General features: G+C 46.8%; 19 protein-coding genes. 2 read left to right on the plus strand and 17 right to left on the minus strand.

The window, feature by feature from the left end:
- Positions 1 to 140: 140 nt before the first annotated feature.
- Together F0220_RS23600 and cymR are read right to left on the minus strand one after the other, a co-directional pair.
- Positions 141 to 1,292 (minus strand): cysteine desulfurase family protein, encoded by a 1,152-nt coding sequence (locus F0220_RS23600; RefSeq protein WP_091020437.1) that lies wholly within the window; start codon positions 1,290 to 1,292, stop codon positions 141 to 143.
- Positions 1,293 to 1,464: 172 nt separating this feature from the next.
- Positions 1,465 to 1,884, minus strand: coding sequence for a cysteine metabolism transcriptional regulator CymR (gene cymR / locus F0220_RS23605; protein WP_017686811.1), 420 nt, complete (start codon positions 1,882 to 1,884; stop codon positions 1,465 to 1,467).
- Between the two features lie 321 nt (positions 1,885 to 2,205).
- On the opposite strand from cymR, the gene mnmA reads away from it, so the two are divergent.
- Positions 2,206 to 3,330 carry a tRNA 2-thiouridine(34) synthase MnmA gene (gene mnmA, locus F0220_RS23610; RefSeq protein WP_143786588.1) on the plus strand — a complete coding sequence of 375 codons (1,125 nt, stop codon included), beginning with the start codon at positions 2,206 to 2,208 and terminating at the stop codon, positions 3,328 to 3,330.
- 131 nt (positions 3,331 to 3,461) lie between these two features.
- Here the strand turns inward: mnmA and crcB are convergent, their stop codons facing one another.
- From crcB to F0220_RS23630, 4 genes are read right to left on the minus strand one after another with little or no spacing between them, the layout of a single operon-like run.
- Complete coding sequence (crcB, locus tag F0220_RS23615) at positions 3,462 to 3,821, minus strand: fluoride efflux transporter CrcB (protein ID WP_091020438.1); 360 nt, start codon at positions 3,819 to 3,821, stop codon at positions 3,462 to 3,464.
- Positions 3,818 to 4,219 carry a fluoride efflux transporter FluC gene (locus tag F0220_RS23620; protein WP_105601816.1) on the minus strand — a complete coding sequence of 134 codons (402 nt, stop codon included), beginning with the start codon at positions 4,217 to 4,219 and terminating at the stop codon, positions 3,818 to 3,820. The genes crcB and F0220_RS23620 overlap by 4 nt, the downstream gene beginning before the upstream one ends.
- 31 nt (positions 4,220 to 4,250) lie before the next feature.
- The gene (locus F0220_RS23625) at positions 4,251 to 5,558 is read right to left on the minus strand and encodes a replication-associated recombination protein A (RefSeq protein ID WP_091020442.1); all 1,308 of its coding nucleotides are present in this window, start codon (positions 5,556 to 5,558) and stop codon (positions 4,251 to 4,253) included.
- Positions 5,559 to 5,600: 42 nt separating this feature from the next.
- On the minus strand, positions 5,601 to 6,491 hold the full coding sequence (locus tag F0220_RS23630) for a LysR family transcriptional regulator (protein ID WP_105601817.1): 891 nt from the start codon (positions 6,489 to 6,491) through the stop codon (positions 5,601 to 5,603).
- A 136-nt stretch (positions 6,492 to 6,627) separates the two neighbouring features.
- Here F0220_RS23630 and F0220_RS23635 point away from each other — a divergent pair, with 136 nt between their 5' ends.
- Positions 6,628 to 7,545, plus strand: a complete 918-nt coding sequence (locus F0220_RS23635) for a DMT family transporter (RefSeq protein ID WP_105601819.1) — start codon at positions 6,628 to 6,630, stop codon at positions 7,543 to 7,545.
- A 126-nt stretch (positions 7,546 to 7,671) separates the two neighbouring features.
- Here the strand turns inward: F0220_RS23635 and F0220_RS23640 are convergent, their stop codons facing one another.
- The 11 genes from F0220_RS23640 to dtd form a co-directional block, all read right to left on the minus strand.
- Complete coding sequence (locus F0220_RS23640) at positions 7,672 to 9,852, minus strand: HelD family protein (RefSeq protein WP_105601821.1); 2,181 nt, start codon at positions 9,850 to 9,852, stop codon at positions 7,672 to 7,674.
- Positions 9,853 to 10,077: 225 nt separating this feature from the next.
- Complete coding sequence (locus F0220_RS23645; protein WP_105601822.1) at positions 10,078 to 11,856, minus strand: ABC transporter ATP-binding protein; 1,779 nt, start codon at positions 11,854 to 11,856, stop codon at positions 10,078 to 10,080.
- A gap of 85 nt (positions 11,857 to 11,941) precedes the next feature.
- Complete coding sequence (locus F0220_RS23650) at positions 11,942 to 13,240, minus strand: NCS2 family permease (RefSeq protein WP_105601824.1); 1,299 nt, start codon at positions 13,238 to 13,240, stop codon at positions 11,942 to 11,944.
- 472 nt (positions 13,241 to 13,712) lie between these two features.
- The gene (locus F0220_RS23655; RefSeq protein WP_091020457.1) at positions 13,713 to 14,471 is read right to left on the minus strand and encodes a tRNA threonylcarbamoyladenosine dehydratase; all 759 of its coding nucleotides are present in this window, start codon (positions 14,469 to 14,471) and stop codon (positions 13,713 to 13,715) included.
- Between the two features lie 18 nt (positions 14,472 to 14,489).
- Positions 14,490 to 16,268 (minus strand): aspartate--tRNA ligase, encoded by a 1,779-nt coding sequence (gene aspS / locus F0220_RS23660; RefSeq protein WP_105601826.1) that lies wholly within the window; start codon positions 16,266 to 16,268, stop codon positions 14,490 to 14,492.
- Between the two features lie 213 nt (positions 16,269 to 16,481).
- Positions 16,482 to 17,735 carry a histidine--tRNA ligase gene (gene hisS, locus F0220_RS23665; RefSeq protein ID WP_017686789.1) on the minus strand — a complete coding sequence of 418 codons (1,254 nt, stop codon included), beginning with the start codon at positions 17,733 to 17,735 and terminating at the stop codon, positions 16,482 to 16,484.
- 789 nt (positions 17,736 to 18,524) lie between these two features.
- Positions 18,525 to 19,793 (minus strand): SEC-C metal-binding domain-containing protein, encoded by a 1,269-nt coding sequence (locus F0220_RS23670; protein WP_105601827.1) that lies wholly within the window; start codon positions 19,791 to 19,793, stop codon positions 18,525 to 18,527.
- A gap of 632 nt (positions 19,794 to 20,425) precedes the next feature.
- Entirely contained in the window at positions 20,426 to 20,872 is a 447-nt protein-coding gene (locus F0220_RS23675; RefSeq protein WP_091020461.1) for a hypothetical protein, read from the minus strand.
- A gap of 104 nt (positions 20,873 to 20,976) precedes the next feature.
- Positions 20,977 to 21,483, minus strand: a complete 507-nt coding sequence (locus tag F0220_RS23680; protein ID WP_105601829.1) for a type 1 glutamine amidotransferase domain-containing protein — start codon at positions 21,481 to 21,483, stop codon at positions 20,977 to 20,979.
- Positions 21,484 to 21,748: 265 nt separating this feature from the next.
- The gene (locus F0220_RS32610) at positions 21,749 to 21,916 is read right to left on the minus strand and encodes a hypothetical protein (protein ID WP_017686784.1); all 168 of its coding nucleotides are present in this window, start codon (positions 21,914 to 21,916) and stop codon (positions 21,749 to 21,751) included.
- A 76-nt stretch (positions 21,917 to 21,992) separates the two neighbouring features.
- Positions 21,993 to 22,454 (minus strand): D-aminoacyl-tRNA deacylase, encoded by a 462-nt coding sequence (dtd, locus tag F0220_RS23685; protein ID WP_091020464.1) that lies wholly within the window; start codon positions 22,452 to 22,454, stop codon positions 21,993 to 21,995.
- Between the last annotated feature and the right edge of the window lie 12 nt (positions 22,455 to 22,466).

Raw genomic sequence — 22,466 nt, forward strand, 5'->3', positions numbered from 1 at the left:
TCATTAAATAGGCGCGGCGCTATTGCTAGGTATGCCCAAAGTTGATGAGTGGCAATCAGACGCCGATCATCAAAACCGCTTCTATCCAACCGATGAAATGGAACTTCTTCCCTCCTTCTGTTCCATGTGTAAAGTTCCCCTTAGGGTCTATTACGCAGTCGTCCAAGAATGGTTCCAATTTTTTCGGCGGTTATCATGATTTCTTCCGTAGTATTACCCAATCCCCAGCTAAATCGAATCGCAGAGTGTAAAAATGTTTCAGGCAATTTCATCGCTTTGAGCACATGAGAGACTTCGAGTGAACCGGAAGTGCAGGCAGAACCGCTTGCAACAGCAATTCCTTCCATATCCAGATTCATTAACATCGTCTCTGTGGACACTTCCGGAAAGCTGATATTCAGGATGTTTGGCAGCGTATGCTCCAGGTGTCCATTCACATGAAAGTGCTCCGTCCCCACATGAATTTCAAGCTGTTTCAACAAAAGTTTACGCAATTCCAAATCATTCTGACGATGCGTATCCATTTGTGCTGATGCAATCTTGAGAGCCTCGGCAAATCCGGTAATACCTGCGATATTTTCCGTACCAGCGCGCCGCTGACGTTCTTGCAATCCCCCATGAGCTCTTGCTTCCAGCACAATTCCTCGCCGTACATAGAGTGCACCCACGCCCTGAGGCCCGTTGATTTTATGCGCAGAGAAGCTGATCAGATCCACAGGCAGTTCTTTACATGAAATATTCTGACTGCCCAGAGCCTGAACCGCATCGGTATGGAACAAAATATTATGCTTACGTGCCAGCTCCCCGATCTCACGTATCGGCTGAATAGTGCCCACTTCATTGTTGGCATACATCATGGTAATCAGCACCGTATCCGGCCGAATGGCCTCTTGCAACTCGTCCAGATTTATTCGTCCTTGATGATCCACAGATAGATAGGTTACTTCATAACCTTGCCGCTCCAATTCTTGACACGTATGCAAAACAGCATGGTGCTCAATGGCGGTCGTAATGACATGTTTCCCCTTATCCTGTCTTGTTGAGACGGCTCCGAAAATGGCCAGATTGTCGCTCTCTGTGCCACCTCCGGTAAATACCAATTCGTCCGGGAAACAGCCCAAAGACGCCGCAATGACATCTCTTGCCCCGCTGACAGTCCGTTTGGCCTCACGCCCAAAGGCATGGATACTTGATGCATTGCCAAATTGTCCTGTCATGACGTTCATCATCGCTTCTGCGACTTGTGGATGCATAGGTGTCGATGCGGCGTGATCCAAATAAATTCGTTTCATTTATCTTCACCCCGTTATATGTTAAATTATCTTATTTTTCTGTTATGGAATATGTTTCGTACCCTTACATGCTCACCAACCGCAAGCCATTGTAAAACAGATGTTATGGCATGGATAAAGCCCCCAAATGGGGGCTCAAGTAAGTTAGCATGTCATGCTAGCGCAGCGATTGTTAAATGTAGAACATGTAGCTATCTTTTTTGTCCTGATCCTGGAATGTAATCAGGTCTTTCAGTGTTGTGGAATCCAACACTTCCGCAATGCCGTCACGAATACGCAACCACAGATCACGTTTCGCCGGATCATCTTCCTCTGTGAAGTCTACTGGAGAGATTGGCCCTTCCAGTACACGGATTACATCGCCTGCAGTTACGGTTGCAGGATCACCCGCAAGGATATAACCGCCGTAAGCGCCTCTAATGCTCTTCACCAGTCCTGCATTCCGTAGTGGAGCGATCAGTTGCTCCAAGTAATGCTCCGAGAGCTGGTTGCGCTCAGCAATACTTTTAAGTGATGTAGGACCTTCGCCTATTCTGGCAGCAAGCTCCATCATGATTGTGAGGCCGTAACGGCCTTTTGTCGATATTTTCAAAGGAGTCACCTCTTTCAATTTTCAGAAACGATTGGAAACTTTATATTTAATCCTATGGTCCATGACCGTCTGTTTCACGATCTGTCCACAGCGGAGATGCATTGAGATTAGCATAAACCTTCTAATCCTCCGTATTCCGATCATAACCCTCAGCTAATGTTAACATATCTGCATGCTTTATGGAAAAGAAAGATTGACGATATTCCAAAATGTGCGTCTGTGGTGGACACTATCCAAAATTGGCCGGGTGTATCGTATCTTGAGTCCGGTTATGCTAGAATAAGAAACGAAACACATTTATATATAGAAATGGTGATAACGATGTCCAAAACAATTGAAAATACACGGGTCGTCGTTGGCATGTCCGGAGGTGTCGATTCTTCCGTTACCGCACTGCTGCTGAAAGAGCAAGGGTACGATGTCATCGGCATTTTCATGAAAAACTGGGATGACACTGACGAGTTCGGCCACTGTACCGCTGAAGAAGATTCAGAGGATGTACGCCGCGTATGTGAACAGATCGGCATTCCTTACTACACTGTCAACTTCGAGAAAGAGTATTTTGATAAAGTATTTACCTATTTCCTTGATGAATATAAGTCGGGTCGCACGCCAAATCCGGATGTCATGTGTAATCGTGAGATCAAATTTGGTGAATTCCTGAACAAAGCTCTGGATCTCGGCGCAGATTATGTAGCTACAGGACACTATGCTCGCCTGATTGAAGAAGATGGCACATTCAAGCTGCTGCGTGGTGTGGACAACAATAAGGATCAAACTTATTTCCTTAATGCACTCAATCAGAACCAGTTGTCCAAAGCCATGTTCCCGATTGGTCATCTGCCTAAACCGGAAGTACGCAAAATCGCAGAAGCGGCTGGTTTGTATACTGCCAAGAAAAAAGACAGCACAGGTGTCTGCTTCATCGGTGAGCGTAATTTCAAAGAGTTCCTGAGTAACTATCTACCTGCCAAAGGTGGAGACATGGTTGATATCGCGACCGGTGAAGTCAAAGGTCGTCATGACGGTCTGATGTACTACACACTTGGACAGCGCCAAGGTCTTGGCATTGGCGGTTCCGGCAATGGTGAGCCCTGGTTCGTTGCAGACAAGAATCTGGAGAAAAATCAACTGCTTGTTGTTCAGGGCGATGCCCATGCAAGCCTGTACTCCACTGGTCTAACCGCAACGGGTGTGAACTGGATTGCTGGCACAGAGCACATGCCTAATGTCCCCTACCGTTGTACTGCCAAATTCCGCTATCGTCAGCCGGATCAAGGTGTAACATTGACCTGGCAAGAAGATGGAAGTGTGGATGTACAATTTGACCAGCAACAAAAAGCCATTACGCCAGGACAAGCCGTTGTTTTCTACGACGGAGAGGTCTGCCTGGGTGGGGGTACGATCGATCAGGTGCAAAAAGTACCTGTACCCGCAATGCAATAATAGAGCTTGTCCATTAAAATGTGGATTATACACAATACCGTGTATCCCTATTAAAAAAGCCGTCTTTCATGTATACCATGAAGGATGGCTTTTTTCCTGCTTATTTTTGCAAAAAAATTAAAAATAGTTCGTTATGCAGTCAACCAGACTCCTGCCAAGCAGGCCAACACCCCAACTACAATCGAACTGACAACGTAGAGCGACGCGCTTGCGTATCGTTGTCGACCCATAAGTCCTAACGTCTCATAACCAAAGGTAGAGAACGTGGTGTACGCACCGCAAAATCCGGTTCCCCAGATCACCCAGATTCCATCTGAGATCATTGCAGATTCATGCCACCCGTATAACAACCCAAGCAGCAGTGAACCACTGATATTGATGATCCATGTTCCCCACGGAAAAGCCGCTCCCAGCAAGCCCGAGATCCATTTGCCCAGACTGAAACGCAGTACCGCACCCAGTACACCTGCAAAACCAATCCATAAGATCATGAGGCATCACCCTCTTGTCTTGGCGCTCTCAACATACGCTGTCCGATGATCATTCCCAACGCACAAAGCATTAATCCTGCCAACAGACTTACGCTCATATAAAGGGCGGCATTGACCCACTCGCCCCCTTCGGATAAACGAACAATATCCAGTGTAAACGTGGAGAATGTTGTAAATGCTCCAGTAAAACCAGTACCAATGGCCAGTCGAAGTTGTGGTGTTATTTTGCCTGGAACAGCTATAGTAAAGAACCAACCCAAAAAAAGGCTGCCCATCGCATTGATTAACAGTACCGCCCAAGGGAATCCTCCATGGCCAATTGGTATCGCTAACTGTAAGGCGTATCGGGTTAATGTACCGAGAAATCCACCCGCCCCTATATACAAAAGCTCTTTCATTGTGTGCATCTCCCGAGTGATCTGTCTCTTCTTACAATTCCCTGCGCCGCTGTTGGTTCAGCCTGATCTTCGATTCGTTACCCTGATCCGTTGCCTCATAGAATACTCTCCGTGAGAGCTGCTTTGGCAGATATTCCTGCTTCACATAATGCCCAGGGTAATTGTGCGGATATTGATAGCCCTCATGTCCAAGTTTTACAGCACCCGAGTAATGCGTATCTCGCAAGTGAAGCGGAACTTCTGCCGATTTCACTTCATCAATCGCGTTCATGGCTTTGGAAATGGCGGTGTACACCGCATTGGATTTTGGACTTTCGACCGCGAACAGAATCGCTTGTGCGATGTTCAGCTTGGCTTCGGGCCAGCCGTTATTTCGGTACGCATCAAGTGCTCCAATGGCCTGAGTCATAGCTTGCGGGTTCGCAAGTCCAATATCTTCACTGCTTGCTGCAATCAGACGCCGAATAAAGGTCATCGGGTCCATGCCGAGCTTCTCCACCGCGTATAGAAACCAAAACAGCGCCGCATCACTGGAACCCCGAATACTCTTGTGAAATGCAGATAACACATCATACTGTGTCGATTCATCCGCCTTCACAATCGGTCGTCGAATAGACTCTTCTGCTACACCAAGCGTAATATGAATGGACCCATCCTTTTCCGGTGGCGTCGTCAACGCAGCCAGTTCAAGTGCGTTAAGCGCACGCCGAATATCTCCGTTGGCCATCGTAGCAATATGTTCAAGCGCCTCATCGTCCGCCTGTAGTTCCATGAACCCCAGACCTTTGTCCGCATCGCTCAATGCTCTGCGCATTGCAATAAGGGAATGATCCTTGTTTAGCGATTCCAGCTGAAACAGAGTTGAACGACTCATCAAGGCTCCATTAACATAATGAAAGGGATTCTCTGTTGTTGCGCCGATAAAAATAATCGTGCCCTTCTCTACCGCTGGCAATAACGCATCCTGACGTGAACTGTTAAACCGATGTACCTCGTCGAGGAACAAAATGGTTTTGGTTCCATACAGCTGTTTATTCGTTTGCGCCTGTTCGATGACTTCACGCACATCCTTGACGGAAGCTTCCACTGCATTCAGACGTACGAACTGTCCTTGCGTTTGCTGGGAAATAATATGTGCCAAGGTTGTCTTGCCACATCCCGGAGGGCCATATAACAAGATGGACGAAATCTGATCGGCCTCAATGGCGCGCCGGAGTAATTTCCCTGGTCCAATAATATGTTCCTGTCCAATATATTCATCCAGATGCTCTGGCCGCAAGCGGTCCGCGAGCAATCTAGCTTGTGGTTTTGAGTCTTGTTGAAACGAAAATAAATCCATTGCTCATCACTTCCTTAACGGATTGCCTTGCCTTGATTACAATTACACTTCTGATGGTTCTCCACTCTCTATCATATCATACTCTCGCGGTAACATAGCCATAAATGCATGAAGTGCACTGCTGACAAAGGCATCCTTGCGAGTAATAAAATGAGTCATCATGCGATTCATACCTACGGGAAGCGTATGCGTGCGCAATAATCCATTTTTGATCTGATGCCTAATCACAATCTCTGGTAATAAGGAAATTCCCATGCCGGACGTAACTCCACTAATAATCGCTTCAAGGGTTCCAAATTCCATTATTACTGGGCGGGTAACACCACCCACCTCTAACCATTCCTCCAAAATCTGACGATAGGAACACCCTATGCTGTAGACAAGAATGGGTTTACTCTTAAGATCTTCATCCGTAGGACCCATGCCAGAATAGACAACAAATAGTTCCTCATCAAATACGGGAACAGAAACGATATCAGGATGATCACAGGGACAGCCTATAAATGCTCCCTCCAATTCATACCCAATAACCTGATCCATAAGCATCTGCGAATTGCCAGTAACCAGTGACAAGGAGACATCTGGATACTGTTTATAATATCTGACGAAAAGTTCAGGTAGTCGCACGGCCGCTGCGGTTTGTGTAGACCCTATTCGCATTGGACCCGATGGTGTGCTCGTCGCCCGAAGCGCCTTGGAAGCATCATTCAGCAAACCAATAATTTTATCTGCATAGGTCACCAACATTTCTCCGGCTGGAGATAACGTCATGCCTCGGTTATGACGAATGAACAACGTTGTACCTACTTCTGCTTCCAGATGCCGGATTCGTGCCGTTACGTTGGATTGCACATACCCCAGTTTAGAAGCAGCTTTGGTCAGATTCCCTTCCTGTGCAACACACTGAAATATTCTAAGATCCCCGCTCTCCATGGTCCCTCCACTCTGACATCATTCAAAATGATATCCGCTTCATTACCAATCATTATACTTCATGTGTAAACCGGACTACAATTCATTTAGATCCCAAACCAGTCATCTGACTGGATGATGATAAGGAGTGTTCAGCATGACATACTGGAAAAATAGAGTTGCTTTGATCACAGATACCCGCACCATAAAACCTTTGAAGTATACCATCTTAATTATTTTAACAACGCTAATCATGGGTACTTCTTTTCCAGTCGGTAAAATCGGTATGTTATATGCTCCACCGTTCCTGCTCATGGGCATTCGTTATATAATGGCAGGTGGCTTGATGGCCTTGTTCCTACGTAAACGTCCTTTACCTACCGAGTGGCAGTCTTGGTTGAAAATAATCCTCATTGGCCTGTTTCAATCCGCAGGAGTGATGGGCTGCGCCTACTACAGCATGAATTGGATTACATCCGGTGAATCCGCCATTATTACGTTTACCAATCCGCTACTGGTCATTATCCTCAGTGCTCTCTTATATAGAGTGACCTACCGTTTCAGTCAGTGGATCGGTGTTATACTCGGTTTCATCGGGATTATGTTAACCTTTGGATGGCAGATGAGCTTTAGTCCTGGAACCTGGATTGGATTTGGTGGTGCGATCTCCTTTGCAGTATCCACATTGCTCATCAAACGCTGGGGCGATGGCTACGACACTTTTGTTTTAACAGCCTATCAGATGCTCGCGGGAGGTGCTGCGCTTCTTCTATTGAGCGCATGGACTGAACAGCCTCACTTTATGGTCAATACCACCTCGGTTATGGCTCTGCTCTGGTTAACGTTTGTTTGCTCCATCATTCAGTTCTCACTCTGGTTTTATCTGCTTCAGAATAGTGACCCAGCCCAAACCAGTTCGTATCTGTTTCTAGCACCGTTTTTTGGTGTATTATCGAGTTGGATTTTAATAGGAGAACACGTTCAGTGGTTTGCATTGGCAGGCGGTTTATTCATTGGTGTTGGTATATTCCTGGTGAATCGTCGCTCGTCCAGAATGAGAAATAGCGTAACATAACCCTGAACTTCCACCGTCGTTCTTTCTCGGAAGCTTAAGCAATTCTTGCACAACAGCAGAAAAGGCATGCGCTTATGGGACACTTTCCCATGAACGTCATGCCTTTTCTTGTATAGCAAACTTTACTCACCCAAGCTCTGGCCAACCCTGAATGGTTACGGACTCACCGTCGGGATTATGTGTTGCAGCCGCGTATTCTGGCAAATCATCCTCGTGGAACAACCACAATTCGTGCAAGGCCCTTGTACAACCAACGTACAACAGCTTCGCATCACCTGCATTCGGCAAATAATGCTTCTGGTCTACGTCTGCCACAATAACCGCATCAAACTCCAACCCTTTGGACAGATAGACAGGCAAAACGGAGTGCCCACCAGTGTACTGCTTTTTGCCACCATCGATCAGGTTCAGATCCCAGCCTGCGGCCTTTAGGTCACGGTGAAGTTCCTCTGCTTCATGCAGTGTACGAGTCAGGATGGAGACGGTTCGGTAGTCTTTGACCGTTAACACCTTCAAAGCCTGCTCCAGACTTGCCGTCCGCCCTTCGCCTCCATAAGCCAATGTCCGAACTGGATCACCACTACGGAAAACAGGTATCGCCGTAATCCCGCTCTTGACGCCACGTTCCAGAATCGTGTTTGCATAATCGATAATTTCCATCGTTGAACGATAACTTCGGGTCAATGCAAAGTATGCATTCTGTTCCTCAGGAAATAGAGAACTCATCTCTTCCCACGCATGAACACCACGGTACTCATGAATGCCTTGGGACAAGTCACCCAGTATGGTGAAGGAATGCCCTTTGACGAACTGATCCAATAACGCCACATGAAAAGGGGAAAAGTCCTGCGCTTCATCAATCACAATATGGTCAAACCGCTCCGAACCCTCAATATCATGGACCAATGTATGAATGTATACCAATGCAGGCAGATCCTCTTCACGGACGATATCCTGCTTCAGATCTGCTGCCGTTTGTTTCATGACCAGTTTTGGAATAAGTCCGCTGAGCGAGGATGGCACAGAGCCACCCTTTGCAGCTTTGAACAGCTGTTTGTATAACGTAAGCGGCTCGTATTGAGGCCATTTTTTGGCATAGGCTTTCTCACGAGTAGACGCTTTTTTCTTGCGTTCTTTGCGCACAGCTTCTGGCATCGGTTTCTTAAGTTCCATCTCAATCCAGCGGTGAACCCGCGCCATGACCCGTTCTTTGCGTTTGGCCAGCGGATAATGTTTGTATTCCTGTCCGAACCAGTTCTCGATCTCCGTCTTGCTAAGCACCTTACCGTCCCATGGACTGAAGTCCATATCCGGCACGGAATCCTCTTCCATGCCTGACAACCACTCTCGAATAAGCTCCATGAAACGGATCGATCCTTTGTAACGTCCAGGTACATCATCATTCAATTCAGGCCGTGCATCAGGTGTTTCGAACCAGGTGTTCAATGTATCCGACGTATTCGCTAAAGGCATCTCCAGCCCCAACAGGTTCATCGCCCAATCCGGGAATGTCCGCTGCTGAATATCCCCTACTCCGAGTTCCGGGAGTACATCCGAGATGTAATCCAGGAACATGTGGTTGGGTGCAAAAATAACCATTTTCTCCGCAGATACCTGCTCCTTGTACTGATATAGCAAAAAGGCAAGACGATGCAGGGCAACCGTTGTTTTCCCTGATCCGGCCACACCTTGAATGATTAATGCGGTATTTCGCGCCGCACGAATGATCAGATCCTGCTCCGCCTGAATCGTCGATACGATGTCACGGAGTTTGTTATCCTTGTTCTCTCCCAGACGATAAACGAGGAATTCATCCGATACCGCTGGCTGGTCACTGTCACGGTTATATGTATCCGCCACACGTTCCAATATCCGCTGCCGAATGACAACGTTCCGTTTCAGGTACACCAGACCTTCAATAAGCCCTTCTGGGGCTTCATACGTAGCGGAGGCTTCCCCTCCGGTAAATGAGTAAAACAGGCTGGCGACAGGAGCACGCCAGTCGATGACGAGCGGATGCTCTCCCACCTCTTCGCGGTCTACGCCGATTTTGCCAATATACAGCGGTTTCCGTGCACCACTGCCCTGTTCTTCGAAATCCAAGCGTCCGAAATAGGGTTGCTGCGCGCTCTTGGACAAGGCGGTGCGGCGCTCTTCGCGTCCAGCTTCCAGCACTTGTTCTGTGAAGTCGTGGCCGGTATACACCGGAATGTTCTGCAGTCGTTCCAGCTGACTATCCACTTCCTCCATCGTTCGCTCTAACCTGTACTCTTCTTCTTGATAGGCACTTTGAAAGCTGTCTGACATGTTTCAGTTACCTCCTAAGAATTTGTTTTGCTCTGCATCGCCAATCACTGACGACGCAAAAGGATACCTACTATATCATATTGATGTGGAAAAAGCTACAGCAACCTGGTGATCTCATAAACGAAAACCGTTGCTCACGCTCATACTGAACGAATGAACAACGGTCTTAAGTTGAACTATATTTGAATCTTATCTTTTGACATAGTAATCAATTTGGTTCTGATTTCAATCTTGTCCTTCCTGTGCCACAAACTGTTTTTGAGCTAATTCACGGTATACCGGATGATTGCTAATTAATTCCGTATGAGTTCCTGTTCCGGTAACATGCCCATGCTCCAATACAACAATCTGATCGGAATCCACCACTGTGGACAATCGGTGCGCGATCACGATCGTGGTTCTGCCTTCCATCAGGTTGGACAAAGCCTGTTGTACTTCATACTCCGAGGTGCTGTCCAGACTGGATGTTGCTTCATCCAACATGAGAATATCCGGACTGCGCAGTAAGGCACGAGCAATAGCAATCCGCTGACGTTGGCCCCCGGATAGCTTAATTCCTCTCTCGCCCACTTCCGTGTCATAACCCTGTGGCAGCTTGTCGATAAAATCGGCAGAATAGGCCATCTCAGCAGCTCGCCGGATCTCATCCATCGTGGCCTCACGACCTAATCCGTACGTGATGTTGTCTTTAATCGTACCCGCCATAAGTGGACTTTCCTGAGATACATACCCAATCTTGCTACGCCAGGAGGATAAGGAATACTCCGTTATGGCTTGTCCCCCATACGAAATGTGGCCTGAATCGGGCATATAAAACTGCTCCATCAAGGAGAACAGTGTTGATTTGCCACTACCGCTTGGGCCGACAATCGCTGTCACTTTTTGTGTAGGTACCGTCAGATTGATTCCGTGCAGCACTTCCTCACCTGTGACATAGGAAAAGTGTACATCATGGAATGCAATCGTCTCATTTCCTTTTGGAGCTACCTTGGTGCTGTGATGTGGCTCTTCCTCATCGGCAAGGATCGCTTGTATGCGCTCTGTTGCACCTACAACTTTCTGTAAACGGGAGTATAACGTCGTGAATTGTCCCATTGGCATAATGACCTGGAACAACAGCAATATGAACGCGACCAGTTCACCCGGTGACAGCATGCCAGACGCTACGCGCATTCCCCCCACACCCAGAATAACGACCAACACGGCAGTCATGACAAATGTAAACAAGGGACCGATGAGAGCGAGGATACGTGCTTCCTGCAAACCAAAAGCGAACATTTTACGAATCCGGGAATCCCCTGCTTCCACTTCCTGTTTCTCCGTGCCGTAGGCTTTGACCAAGCGAATCTCGCCAATAACCTGACTGAGCACGGACGTAAGACCTGCCATCTCGTCCTGCTGCTTCTTGGAGATCTTGTACATTTTCTTCCCGACCGGCAACAGAATCAACAGCGTAAGTGGCACCAGACTCAGAATAATGAGCGACATCACCCAATCCAAGTAAAATAGTAATGCCACGCCACCCACAACAGCAACGATGTTGGATACAAAAGACACCAGATAATCTGCTATCAACGTCATGATCTGGCTTGTATCATTGGTAATCCGGCTCATCGTATCGCCTGTCCGATTTCGGTCGAAATACGGCATTCTCAGCGACAAGACCTTGTTCCACAGCTTAGTGCGTAGCGTTGCGACCACGCGTTGTCCTGCGTAATTTAACATATAAATGCTAATACCTGAGGCAATCGCCTGAATCACAAATGCCCCAAGCAATAACAAAATCACAGATTTGTTCAATGCCGAAGTGGTAAGTCCATCAATCAGACCTTTGGTCATCAATGGCACGATCAGTCCGGCTGTTGTTTGAATCAGGGTTAAGATGAGGGCAAGAATCAAAATCAATTTTGGCGGATTCGTGGAAGCGATAAGCTTGACGAAATCCTTAAATCCCTTTTTTCCTACCTTCGGTTCATTCTGCCCTGTTTGTTGCTGCTCTTCCATTTCCGTTCCTCCCGTTCTCCATCTGCTCACCAGAGATCATACGTACGAATTTACATGACGTTGCCTTTTGTTGTTTAACACAGCTTTACAAGATACCATGTAACACAAAATTGGCTAAAAAGAGGATGGAAATGCCATACATGACCACAGGTACCTGTTTACCTTGACCTGCTGCCAGCTTCGCTAATGGATAGGCAATAAATCCAAACGCCATACCGTCCACGATGCTATATGTAAATGGAATCATGACCATGATCAGAAATGCTGGGAATGCCTCTGTAAAGTCACCAAAATCCATATCTTTCACACCTTGCACCATCAGGCCACCAATAATGATCAAGATGGGTGCAATTGCACTGTCCGGAATGTAACCGAGCAACGGGATGAAGAAAAAAGTAGCCCCGAATAACACGGCTGTAACGAGTGGAGTCAAACCTGTGCGACCGCCTGCCGCAATTCCGGCTGTAGTCTCGGCTGCAGCAACTGGAGGACTACTTCCGAATACGCCTGCCAATACGGTACTAATGGATAGTGCGCGCAGACTTCCTTTGAACCGCTCTGGACGACCAATCATCTGTGTCTGAGCGGTAATTAATCCGATATTTTCGAACACCACAATTAGCAGTAGCAAAAATACCGCGATCCAGAACGCGACATCAGCCAGCTTCATTAGAGACAATTCGCCAAACAATCCACCGTATTGACGCAGCGCATCCATCGCTGATACGGATTCACCCGGGTTCACTGCTCCAAGTACATAGGCAAGGCCTGTCCCGACCAGAATACTGATGAGAAGTCCACCCTGTACGTTACGTATAAATAAAATCAAGGCAATCACCAGCGTAACGCAGGCTGTAATGACATTCGGATCATTGAAATGCCCAATCGCGACAAATGTGGTCTGGTGCGCGATAACGATTCCACTTTTTTGCAAACCGATAAATGTCAGAAACAAACCAATCCCGACCGTAATGCCATGCTGCAGATTTTTCGGGATCGCTTCGCTGATCATTTTGTATAGTGACGTAAACGCAACAATGGCAAACAGTATACCTGTAACGGTTACAACGGCCAGCGCTTCTTGCCAGCTTAATTTCATGGAATGTACAAGTGTATACGTGAAAAATGCATTTATCCCCATTCCGGGTACCACGATAATCGGTGATTTTCCGCCAAATGCCATGAGCAAACAGCCTGCAATGGACGTCAGCAGGGTTCCAACCATAGCTGCCTGCAAAGGCATCCCGGCATCGGAAAGAATTGTAGCATTGACCATAACGATATAGACCACGGCAAAATAGGAAATGGCTCCCGCCACAACTTCCTTTTTCCACTGGTCTCCTGGCTCCATGCCAAGACGTCTGGCCATCCATCCGTGTTTCATTTCGTTCTATTCCCCTCTCTCTATATAGGCTGAATAACTGAGTATTTACACTCTACCACTACGCGGACAGAACAACCTTCCGATCGCTGTTATCCCCAGATTTTTTGTTTAAATTTTTTAAATGTACGAATCCGGTGATAGCGTATGCTTCCGATGTAGCTTTCTTTCAGAAAGCTTTTAGGCGAGCGCTCTGCTTCTTCAGGTTTCTTCTGTCCTCTTCGTTCTTGTGTAAATCTTATTCAGCTTATATGGCCGCAAATTCATTATGTATGTATCATCATTTCGCGCAGCAGTGAATATCATACACGGTTTTGACGTTGAAGTACATGACGTAACTCTGACATTTATCTAGGAATACAGTTCGGCTATCATAGACGATTGACGTCCCATCCGCTCCGTATTGCGAAGTATAACCTACACAAAAAAGCGTGGATGCCTTATCGGCATCCACGCTTCTTCCGTTTGCAGCAAGTTACTGCTGCTTGTTCTCTGCAATTTCTAACAAATCCTTAATCGCAACACTGACCATAATCAGTCCGGCTACCGGAGGCACAAATGAATTACTCGCAGGTGGCTGTTTGGCCTTACGAATTTCTGGAGCATTCTCGGGAACGATTTTCTGTGTTACGTCCTCACGCGGTTTCATCGGCTTTTCAGTCGAGAAAACCACTTTCACACCTTTTTTAATGCCATCTTTACGAAGTGTAGTCCGCACAACACGGGCAATCGGGTCCATGGTCGTTTTCGAAATATCCGCAACTTGGAATTTCGTTGGATCCATTTTATTCGCCGCACCCATGCTGGAAATCATCGGAATTTTACGTTTCAGGCACTCTTTAATGAGATGGATTTTGTAGATAATCGTGTCGGATGCATCCAGCACATAATCCAGTTCATATTTGAACAGTTCCTCATACGTTTCTTCCGTGTAAAACATATTCAATGCAATGGCATCACATTCCGGATTGATCAGTTTCACACGTTCCACCATCAGGTCCGCTTTTTTCTGTCCCACTGTCGTGGTCAGCGCATGAATCTGGCGGTTGATGTTGGTGATATCCACGACGTCTTTGTCAATCAGGATGATTCGTCCCACACCGCTACGGGCAAGAGCTTCTACAGCAATACCACCTACGCCGCCAATACCGAGCACAGCGACTGTACTATTTTTCAATGCGTCCAGACCTTCAGGTCCGATCGCAAGTTCTGTTCTTGAAAATTGATGGAGCATTGAGAATCGATGCCTCCTTTATTTCTTTTCCGCTACCGGTTTACGGGCTACGCGGATATGAAGTTGTTCCAATTGCGAGTCATCCACTTCGGAAGGTGCATTCATCAGCAGATCCGTTGCACTTGCCGTTTTCGGGAAGGCAATCGTTTCACGCAGATTTGTGCGGCCCGCCAGCAACATCACCAAACGGTCAAGACCAAAGGCAATTCCGCCATGTGGTGGTGTTCCATATTCAAATGCTTCCAGCAGGTAGCCGAATTTCTCATTTGCTACTTCTGTAGAGAGTCCCAGGGCAGCAAACATTTTCTCCTGAACGTCACGTTTGTAGATACGCATCGAACCGCCACCTACTTCATAACCATTGAGAACAAGGTCATAGGCTTGGGCACGAATAGCACCCGGATCTGTGTCGAACAGATGTACATCTTCGTCTTTTGGACGTGTGAACGGATGGTGTTCTGCCACATAACGTTTTGCATCTTCATCATATCCGAGGAGTGGGAAGTCCACAACCCAAGCGAATTTGAATTTGCTGTCATCGATCAGTCCGAGTTGACGGCCGATTTTCAGACGCAATGCACCCAGCACGTCAGCAACCACTTTTTTCGTGTCAGCAGAGAAGAGCAACAAGTCGCCATCCTCAGCACCTGTATGTTCTTTAACAGCTTCGATTTCTTCAGGCGTGAAGAACTTCACGATTGGCCCTTTGAACTCGCCGTCTTTTACTTGAATCCAAGCCAGACCTTTCGCACCGTAACGTGCAGCAAATGGTCCGAGATCATCGATCTCTTTACGACTCCACGTGCCACAGCCTTTAGCGTTCAGCACTTTCACTTCTCCACCTTTTTCGATGACGGAAGCAAACACTTTCACACCACTGTTGGCTACAATATCGTTCATTTCAACCAGTTCCATACCGAAGCGCAGATCTGGTTTGTCTGAACCATATTTACCCATTGCATCTGCATACGTAATCCGTTGGAAAGGCAGTTCCAGCTCAATACCTTTTGTTTCACGCAGCAATTTGGCCATCAGTTCTTCCATCATTGGCAGCAGGTCATCCTGTTGCAGGAAAGAAGTCTCGATGTCGACTTGAGTGAATTCTGGTTGACGGTCTGCACGCAGATCCTCATCCCGGAAACAACGAGCGATCTGATAATAACGCTCAACGCCACCCACCATCAGCAATTGTTTGTAGATTTGTGGGGATTGTGGCAAGGCGAAGAATTCACCTTCATGCACACGGCTCGGTACGAGATAATCACGCGCACCTTCCGGGGAGCTCTTGGTCAGGATTGGTGTTTCCACTTCAACGAACTCTTCTCCATCCAGGTAGTCACGGAACACTTTGGATGCTTTGGAACGCAGTTTCAATGTTTCGAACATTTCCGGACGACGCAGGTCCAGGTAACGATATTTCAAACGAAGGGATTCATCAACTTCAACACCATCTTCAATGAAGAATGGAGGTGTTTTGGCTGCATTGAGCACTTCGATTTCTGTGATTTGAACTTCAATTTCGCCAGTAGGCAGGTTTTTGTTAACTGTTTCTGCATCACGTTTAACAACTTTACCCGTTACAGCGATAACATACTCGCTACGTACGCGATCTGCGATTTGCAAAGCTTCACCGGAATAAGCCGGGTTAAAGACAACTTGTACAATTCCGCTACGATCACGCAGATCGATGAAAAGTACGCCCCCCAAGTCACGGCGGGTTTGAACCCAACCGTTCAATGTTACTGTTTCACCGATGTGTGCGGGTGTTAATGCGCCGCAATGATGACTTCTTTTCATAACCAAACTCCTCATTATGTGAATTTCCGTTCTGTATGGGCAATTATTACCTGCTCTTCAACAGTCCGGTTACGTGTAGACCATGTATTCAAAAAGGCATGTTACCTCTGGCCCGCCAACTTCCGCTTAATTGGAATCGTCGGTGAACCTCAGTAATTTTGCCGGATCAATTGTTTAACTTGAATGTTTAAGACTTAATGTAACACTTCGTGCTTATTTACCTTCGCGAATTGCCGCTACCAGATCATCAAGCTTCACGGTTTGTTGCTCACCCGTATCCATCGACTTGAGGGCGATCTCACCACGCTCTAGCTCGTCATCACCAAGGATGGCGGTATAGCGGGATTTGAAACGGTCAGCTGACTTCATCTGTGCTTTCATCTTGCGACCCAGATAATCACGTTCACCAGACAGTCCAGACTGGCGAAGTTTGAACAACAGTCGGTTCACTTCACGATCAGCGGCCTCTCCCAGAGCAACAAAGTACACATCCAGTGGAGCGAGCGTAGTCACCTCAATGTTTTGGTGCTCCAGAATCAGTTGAATACGCTCCAGACCAATACCGAAGCCGATGCCCGGCTGATCAGGTCCGCCGATATCTCCAACGAGACCATTGTACCGGCCACCGCCGCCAACCGTATCAATTGCTCCAATCCCTTGGGCTTTTAATTCAAACGCAGTCAGCGTGTAATAATCCAAGCCCCGTACCAGACGATTGTTCACAGCATAATCTACTCCGAAATCATCCAGGTATGCCTGTAGCTTGGCAAAGTGATTCAAAGACTCTTCATCCAGGCTATCCAATATGGACGGTGCCCCTACGAATTTGTCCTGATCGACTTTACAGTCGAGTACACGCAGCGGATTACGCTCCATGCGGGACTGACAGTCCTTGCACAGGCTGTCTTTCATCGGTCTGAGGAACCCAAGTAATGTCTCGCGGTATTCTGCACGGCTAGTCGAGTTACCAACGGAGTTGATCTCCACTTTAACATCCTTCAAGCCGAGCTCAACACACAACTGGTAGCCCAGTGCGATGACTTCGGCATCAATCGCCGGGTCCAGTGCACCGATGGCTTCTACACCAAACTGGTGGAACTGACGCTGACGGCCTGCCTGCGGACGCTCATACCGGAACATCGGACCGATGTAATACAACTTGCTCACATCCGGTTCGCCGTAGATTTTATTCTCTACATACGCACGGACAACACCGGCTGTTCCCTCTGGACGAAGAGTCATGCTGCGATTGCCTTTGTCATCAAAGGTATACATTTCTTTCTCAACGATATCGGTAGTCTCTCCTACACCTCGTACAAATAAAGAAGTCTGTTCGAAGATCGGTGTACGAATCTCACGGTAATTAAACCGTCGACACAGATCTCGTGCTTTTTCTTCTACGTACTGCCATTTCTCGACAACTCCAGGCAGTAAGTCCTGCGTTCCAGTCGGTTTTTGAAAAGCCATCTTGATCCCTCCAGCATTGATTTTTTTCTGTAAAAGTTAATCCAGAAATGTTACACCTGGACTCTCCGACTGTAGTACCATCTTTTGATCGCTGTTATCCCCAGATTTTTTGAATTAATTTTTTTCAATGTGAAAATCCGGGGATAAAGGCGAACGCTCCGCTTCTACAGATTGGTTCTACAATCTCCGTTATGGTATAAATGTTAGAATCAACTTATATAACAAAAAAATCCCTCGCCCTGTCGCTGTGTATACAGCAAACAAAGGGACGAGAGATTGTGTAATATACATTCACCCGTGGTACCACCCACATTCCGGAAACCTGACACTTTAGCCGTCCAGGTGATCTCTGGTGATTCAACATCGCCTAGGGCACTGTAATCAAGCAGATATTCCGCTCTACGTGTAACGCACGTCCTGCGCAGGCCGGCTACTGGTCAACAGATCATGTCTGTTATGTTCGCCGTCTGTTCTCGGGGAAGTCATTCGTCCGCTCATCAAGAGAATCCTTACAGCCTGGGGATTCCTCTCTGGTCATGTGGGCACGGAGTACTTGGTCCCGTCATCAAATCAGTAATATAGTTCAAAAATCGACTTGTATTGACTATAGTCAACGTATTATTTTCTGATTGTAATGAACCGCAGTGCTAAAGTCAAGGGTTAACACGAAAAGATAGCTCTAAAAAATTTTACTCACACGCAGCATGGTATGAGGAGTCCACAGAAAATATGGCTAGTAGAAGCTGGATTCATCATATGAATTCCAACTTCTATTCGCTTCTTATTCCTCTATTGTTGCAGCATCCACTTCAACAGATCCGGCGCGCTCGCCCATAAACGGGAATGCATAATGACATATTCAATCGCTTCGTCGGAGTCGCCCATCCCGACAAAATCAGGGAGGTTATGCGGCAACCGCTTCAAACCCAACAGGTAATCAGGCACATGTTTGTTCACACCCCGCGCCACACGGTACAGCATTTTGAGCTGGGAGGTGATTCCGTTTTTCTTATACTCCAGAATAATCTTGTCATAGGCAAAGGCCGCTGCGGCGTCACCTCTTCCATACTCCTCCAGCAATTGCTCTGCCTGATCCAATTGATTACTGTACAAATACACAGCAACGAGCAAGTAACGTGCTCCGGTATTGTCTTCCGTATTAAGCTCTAGAATATGCTCCAGGACTTGTGCTGCTTCTTTCGTATCTCCGCCAAACCAGCAGGATTCGGCATAACTTTTGCATATCCGGATATAGGGACGAGTCTCATGAAGCCCCCAGAAGTCCCCTTTGTTCTCCTCAAAGAACAGTTCGCCCAGTTCACGTTTGCCAGCAGCGATTCCTTCCTTGAGGTAAGATCGTGCATCTTGCTCATCTTCCGATTCCTCAGCTAGAATGAGATACGCATCAGAACTGTCAGGATACATCTCCAGCGCTGTTTCCGCCATATGTACTCTCCGTTTGGAAGAGCTCGCTTCCCTTGCCTTAGACAGCAGAGCCTGTGCTTTGTCTTTCGATGTGCCTGGACCGTTCAGCATCAATAGCTCGTCCGTTTCCCCGCCCATGCCGTATTCTTCGATGTAACTACTCATCTCCTTAACCTTCCGGGAGATCGTGCCTGTCGTTACCTCATATTTATCAGCCAGCTCAGCCTTTGAGACATTGAAGCCGTATTCCTCGGACAGCAAATACTCAATTGCAGCAGAGAACGAGCCTGTCTTCTTCACAGTAGGACGGGTCTGACGGGAGTAGCCGTTCCATAACACCAGAGCTTCCAAAATCACCTCTGGCTCGTATTGTTTCCTCATGTTCTCAATAGTCTGCAGGGCCAGCTGTTCGTGAGCCGGATGCTCCCATTTCAAATCGCTTGCCACCATCTTTTTCAGCTTGGTCAAGGTCAGTTTGCTCTCAGGCTGAATAGAAGCTTCCCGAACCGGTTGCTCCGTTGATATTATCCCCAGTATGGATTCTACTGCAGAGGACTCCTTGTTGAGACAACATTTCTTATATTTTTTCCCACTACCGCATGGGCATAAATCATTTCTTCCAACCTTACTCAAAACTAATTCCCCCTTAAATCTGTCTCTAGCCATTCGCATGAGAACTCTGTTGCTTTAGCATTGTAGGTGTCATTTCTCTAACGAGGCATTCTATATAACTTTCAAATTCCATCGATCAAGCAGAAACGGCTGCCCCGTACTTATCTAAAAAAGGTGGGGCCGTTTCAGCGAGTATGTGTTCATCTGGAATATGACGGATCACTCTGGCGATGAGTTCCTCATACTCACTGTCATAGGATTGGATTCGCCTGAACCCAATCGCTGGAGCTAAATTTACCGTCCAATGTAACCCAACTATGAAAACAATTCGCTGTAGAATATATAAACCCATCTCTCTATTCTAGCAAAAATTGAATAAAGGGGTAAGCTCTGCCCAAAACATACACATTCTCAGCTCAAAAAAAATAGCCTGCACACGGTGTGCAGGCTCAAAGGATATATAAAAAAAGGGGGTCATGTGTGTTATTATAAGCCCACTATGTTAAAGGCTTATGTATCTAATATTACAGTAATATTACAAAAATGATAGCGCTTTATAAATTAAACTTTTTAATATCCTCCTGATTAAAAAGCCCTTGCACATCACTCGACTGTGTGGTCGAGCAGTGCAAGGGCCATGAAGTATCTACACGTTAATTCAAATCTTCCACATAGGCATGGTTGGAACGAAGCTTATGAACAATCTCGTCATAATCCTCATCCCTTACTTTGGCAGACAGAACATAATGCAGATCATCATAATCGGCCGAAGAAACATCCGCCGCTTGCAGCAGGTCTCCATCCTCATTCACTCTGTCACGAGTATCCCGTTCTGCATCACGGTCCACATTGGCTACCACAGGGATCACATTTTCGCTGGCTGGAACACCAGGGGCTGCACCTACACCCATTGCTCCGTTGGTACCTACGCCACCTGCTGTATTATAAGGCACCAGTGGCACCATAACACGCGTGTCTCTACCTATCGCACTATCAAGTTGACCTACTTCCAAATGCTCTGTACGGAACGTCTGAAGTGAAGTTCTTGCTCCCTCTGCCTCGTCCTCGGTTCGAAAATACGCCTGAATATGTTTTGTCATGTCAAACCCTCCTTTTTCGGAATGAAATGCAACGTGAAGTTTGTAAACGTCACGATGTAACGTAGTTAAGATACATCAATATATGTCAGTTTCACTAGCTGAAGTTATATTACTTTTAGCAGTTCACGTACAAACGCTGGCTCATCTTCAGGTGTTCGGGATGTAATATAGTTTCCATCCACAACGGCCTCATGATCCTTGAACTCTGCTCCTGCGTTTACCATGTCATCCTTAAGTGGTGGATAGGATGTAATGGTGCGGCCTTTCAACAGACCGGCACTAGCCAAAATTTGCGGGCCATGACATATCGCTGCGATTGGTTTCTTCGCACTGTTGATCTCGGTGACAAACTTCAAGATGTGCGCATCAGTTCGCAAATTCTCAGGGGATGATCCACCAGGAATCACGACTGCATCATAATCTGAAGCGGATGCATCACCAATCGCCTTATCTGTCGTATAGGAGGCCTTTCCTCCTTTACCTTTAAGGGTCTCACCGGCTTTTAAACCGATAATCTCCACTTCATGTCCAGCTTTTTTTACTTCGTCATACGGAACCTGCATCTCCGAATCTTCAAAGTCATTCGCCAATAAAAAAGCAACTTTACTCATAATGTATGTTCTCCTTTCCGTGTTCGAACTTTCTTTATGAATCGGGTCTTGCAGTACATTGGCACTTCGTTGTGCCTCGTTTTGTTATTACCCTCACCAGAGCAATTTATAACAATTCAATGTAATTTCATTTTGTAACGAAGTCATCAAACGAACATTTAAAAAGATCATCTCATGACAAAAAGTCCTGATTCGGTAAGGAATCAGGACTTTTTCAGAATCTGTATAATCCAAATATCGGATAATTATATACCTGTGTAAACATTCAAGATCGCGGAAGATGACTCTGCTTCCCTTTGTCCGAATCCTGAAGTGCCCAGATCGTTGCAACATACTCAGCAGCCGAACGGGCAAGGTGCAATGATTCATACAGGTTGCCAGGGAGTAACAGAGGTTCTGAACGGGTACGTGTTTCTTTCGCAGATTGGCGCATAATTGGATGGATGCTCCTTTGATCATGAAATAGTCATCAACGAATTATCCCTCATTATGGCCTGAACCCTATGAAATTATGCACGTAGTTCCTGACGAACCGGACTTTCAAGCATCAAAGTCACGGGTCCCCAGTTGGTAAATGTTACATCCATCATCGCTCCGAAACGCCCGGTTTCCACCTGAATACCTTTATCCCGTAGCAGTTGATTAAAGGTTTCATATAACAGTTCTGCCGCTTCAGGTCGGGCCGCAGCCGCAAAGCTCGGGCGCTTTCCTTTGCGACAATCTCCGTACAGGGTAAACTGGGAAACAGACAATACAGCACCGCCTACATCAAGCAGGCTGAGATTCATCTTCTCCTGATCATCCTCAAATATCCGCAACCCACTAACTTTGTCAGCCAGATACTGGGCATCCTTCTCGGTGTCCTCATGGGTAATGCCTACGAGCAGCATTAATCCGGATTCGATCTTACCTGTCAGCTCGTCTCCCACAGTCACCTGAGCCTCTTTACAGCGTTGTACAAGCACCCTCATCTTACAGGCTCC

Origin of the sequence: Paenibacillus sp. 37, from assembly GCF_008386395.1 — a bacterium.
GTDB lineage: Bacteria > Bacillota > Bacilli > Paenibacillales > Paenibacillaceae > Paenibacillus > Paenibacillus amylolyticus_B.

Coding starts and splice junctions, on each gene's coding strand:
- F0220_RS23600 (WP_091020437.1), bottom strand. CDS start 1,292: ATGAAACGAATTTATTTGGATCACGCCGCATCGACACCTATGCATCCA.
- mnmA (WP_143786588.1), top strand. CDS start 2,206: ATGTCCAAAACAATTGAAAATACACGGGTCGTCGTTGGCATGTCCGGA.
- crcB (WP_091020438.1), bottom strand. CDS start 3,821: ATGATCTTATGGATTGGTTTTGCAGGTGTACTGGGTGCGGTACTGCGT.
- F0220_RS23620 (WP_105601816.1), bottom strand. CDS start 4,219: ATGAAAGAGCTTTTGTATATAGGGGCGGGTGGATTTCTCGGTACATTA.
- F0220_RS23625 (WP_091020442.1), bottom strand. CDS start 5,558: ATGGATTTATTTTCGTTTCAACAAGACTCAAAACCACAAGCTAGATTG.
- F0220_RS23630 (WP_105601817.1), bottom strand. CDS start 6,491: ATGGAGAGCGGGGATCTTAGAATATTTCAGTGTGTTGCACAGGAAGGG.
- F0220_RS23635 (WP_105601819.1), top strand. CDS start 6,628: ATGACATACTGGAAAAATAGAGTTGCTTTGATCACAGATACCCGCACC.
- F0220_RS23640 (WP_105601821.1), bottom strand. CDS start 9,852: ATGTCAGACAGCTTTCAAAGTGCCTATCAAGAAGAAGAGTACAGGTTA.
- F0220_RS23645 (WP_105601822.1), bottom strand. CDS start 11,856: ATGGAAGAGCAGCAACAAACAGGGCAGAATGAACCGAAGGTAGGAAAA.
- F0220_RS23650 (WP_105601824.1), bottom strand. CDS start 13,240: ATGAAACACGGATGGATGGCCAGACGTCTTGGCATGGAGCCAGGAGAC.
- F0220_RS23655 (WP_091020457.1), bottom strand. CDS start 14,471: ATGCTCCATCAATTTTCAAGAACAGAACTTGCGATCGGACCTGAAGGT.
- aspS (WP_105601826.1), bottom strand. CDS start 16,268: ATGAAAAGAAGTCATCATTGCGGCGCATTAACACCCGCACACATCGGT.
- hisS (WP_017686789.1), bottom strand. CDS start 17,735: ATGGCTTTTCAAAAACCGACTGGAACGCAGGACTTACTGCCTGGAGTT.
- F0220_RS23675 (WP_091020461.1), bottom strand. CDS start 20,872: ATGACAAAACATATTCAGGCGTATTTTCGAACCGAGGACGAGGCAGAG.
- F0220_RS23680 (WP_105601829.1), bottom strand. CDS start 21,483: ATGAGTAAAGTTGCTTTTTTATTGGCGAATGACTTTGAAGATTCGGAG.
- F0220_RS32610 (WP_017686784.1), bottom strand. CDS start 21,916: ATGCGCCAATCTGCGAAAGAAACACGTACCCGTTCAGAACCTCTGTTA.
- dtd (WP_091020464.1), bottom strand. CDS start 22,454: ATGAGGGTGCTTGTACAACGCTGTAAAGAGGCTCAGGTGACTGTGGGA.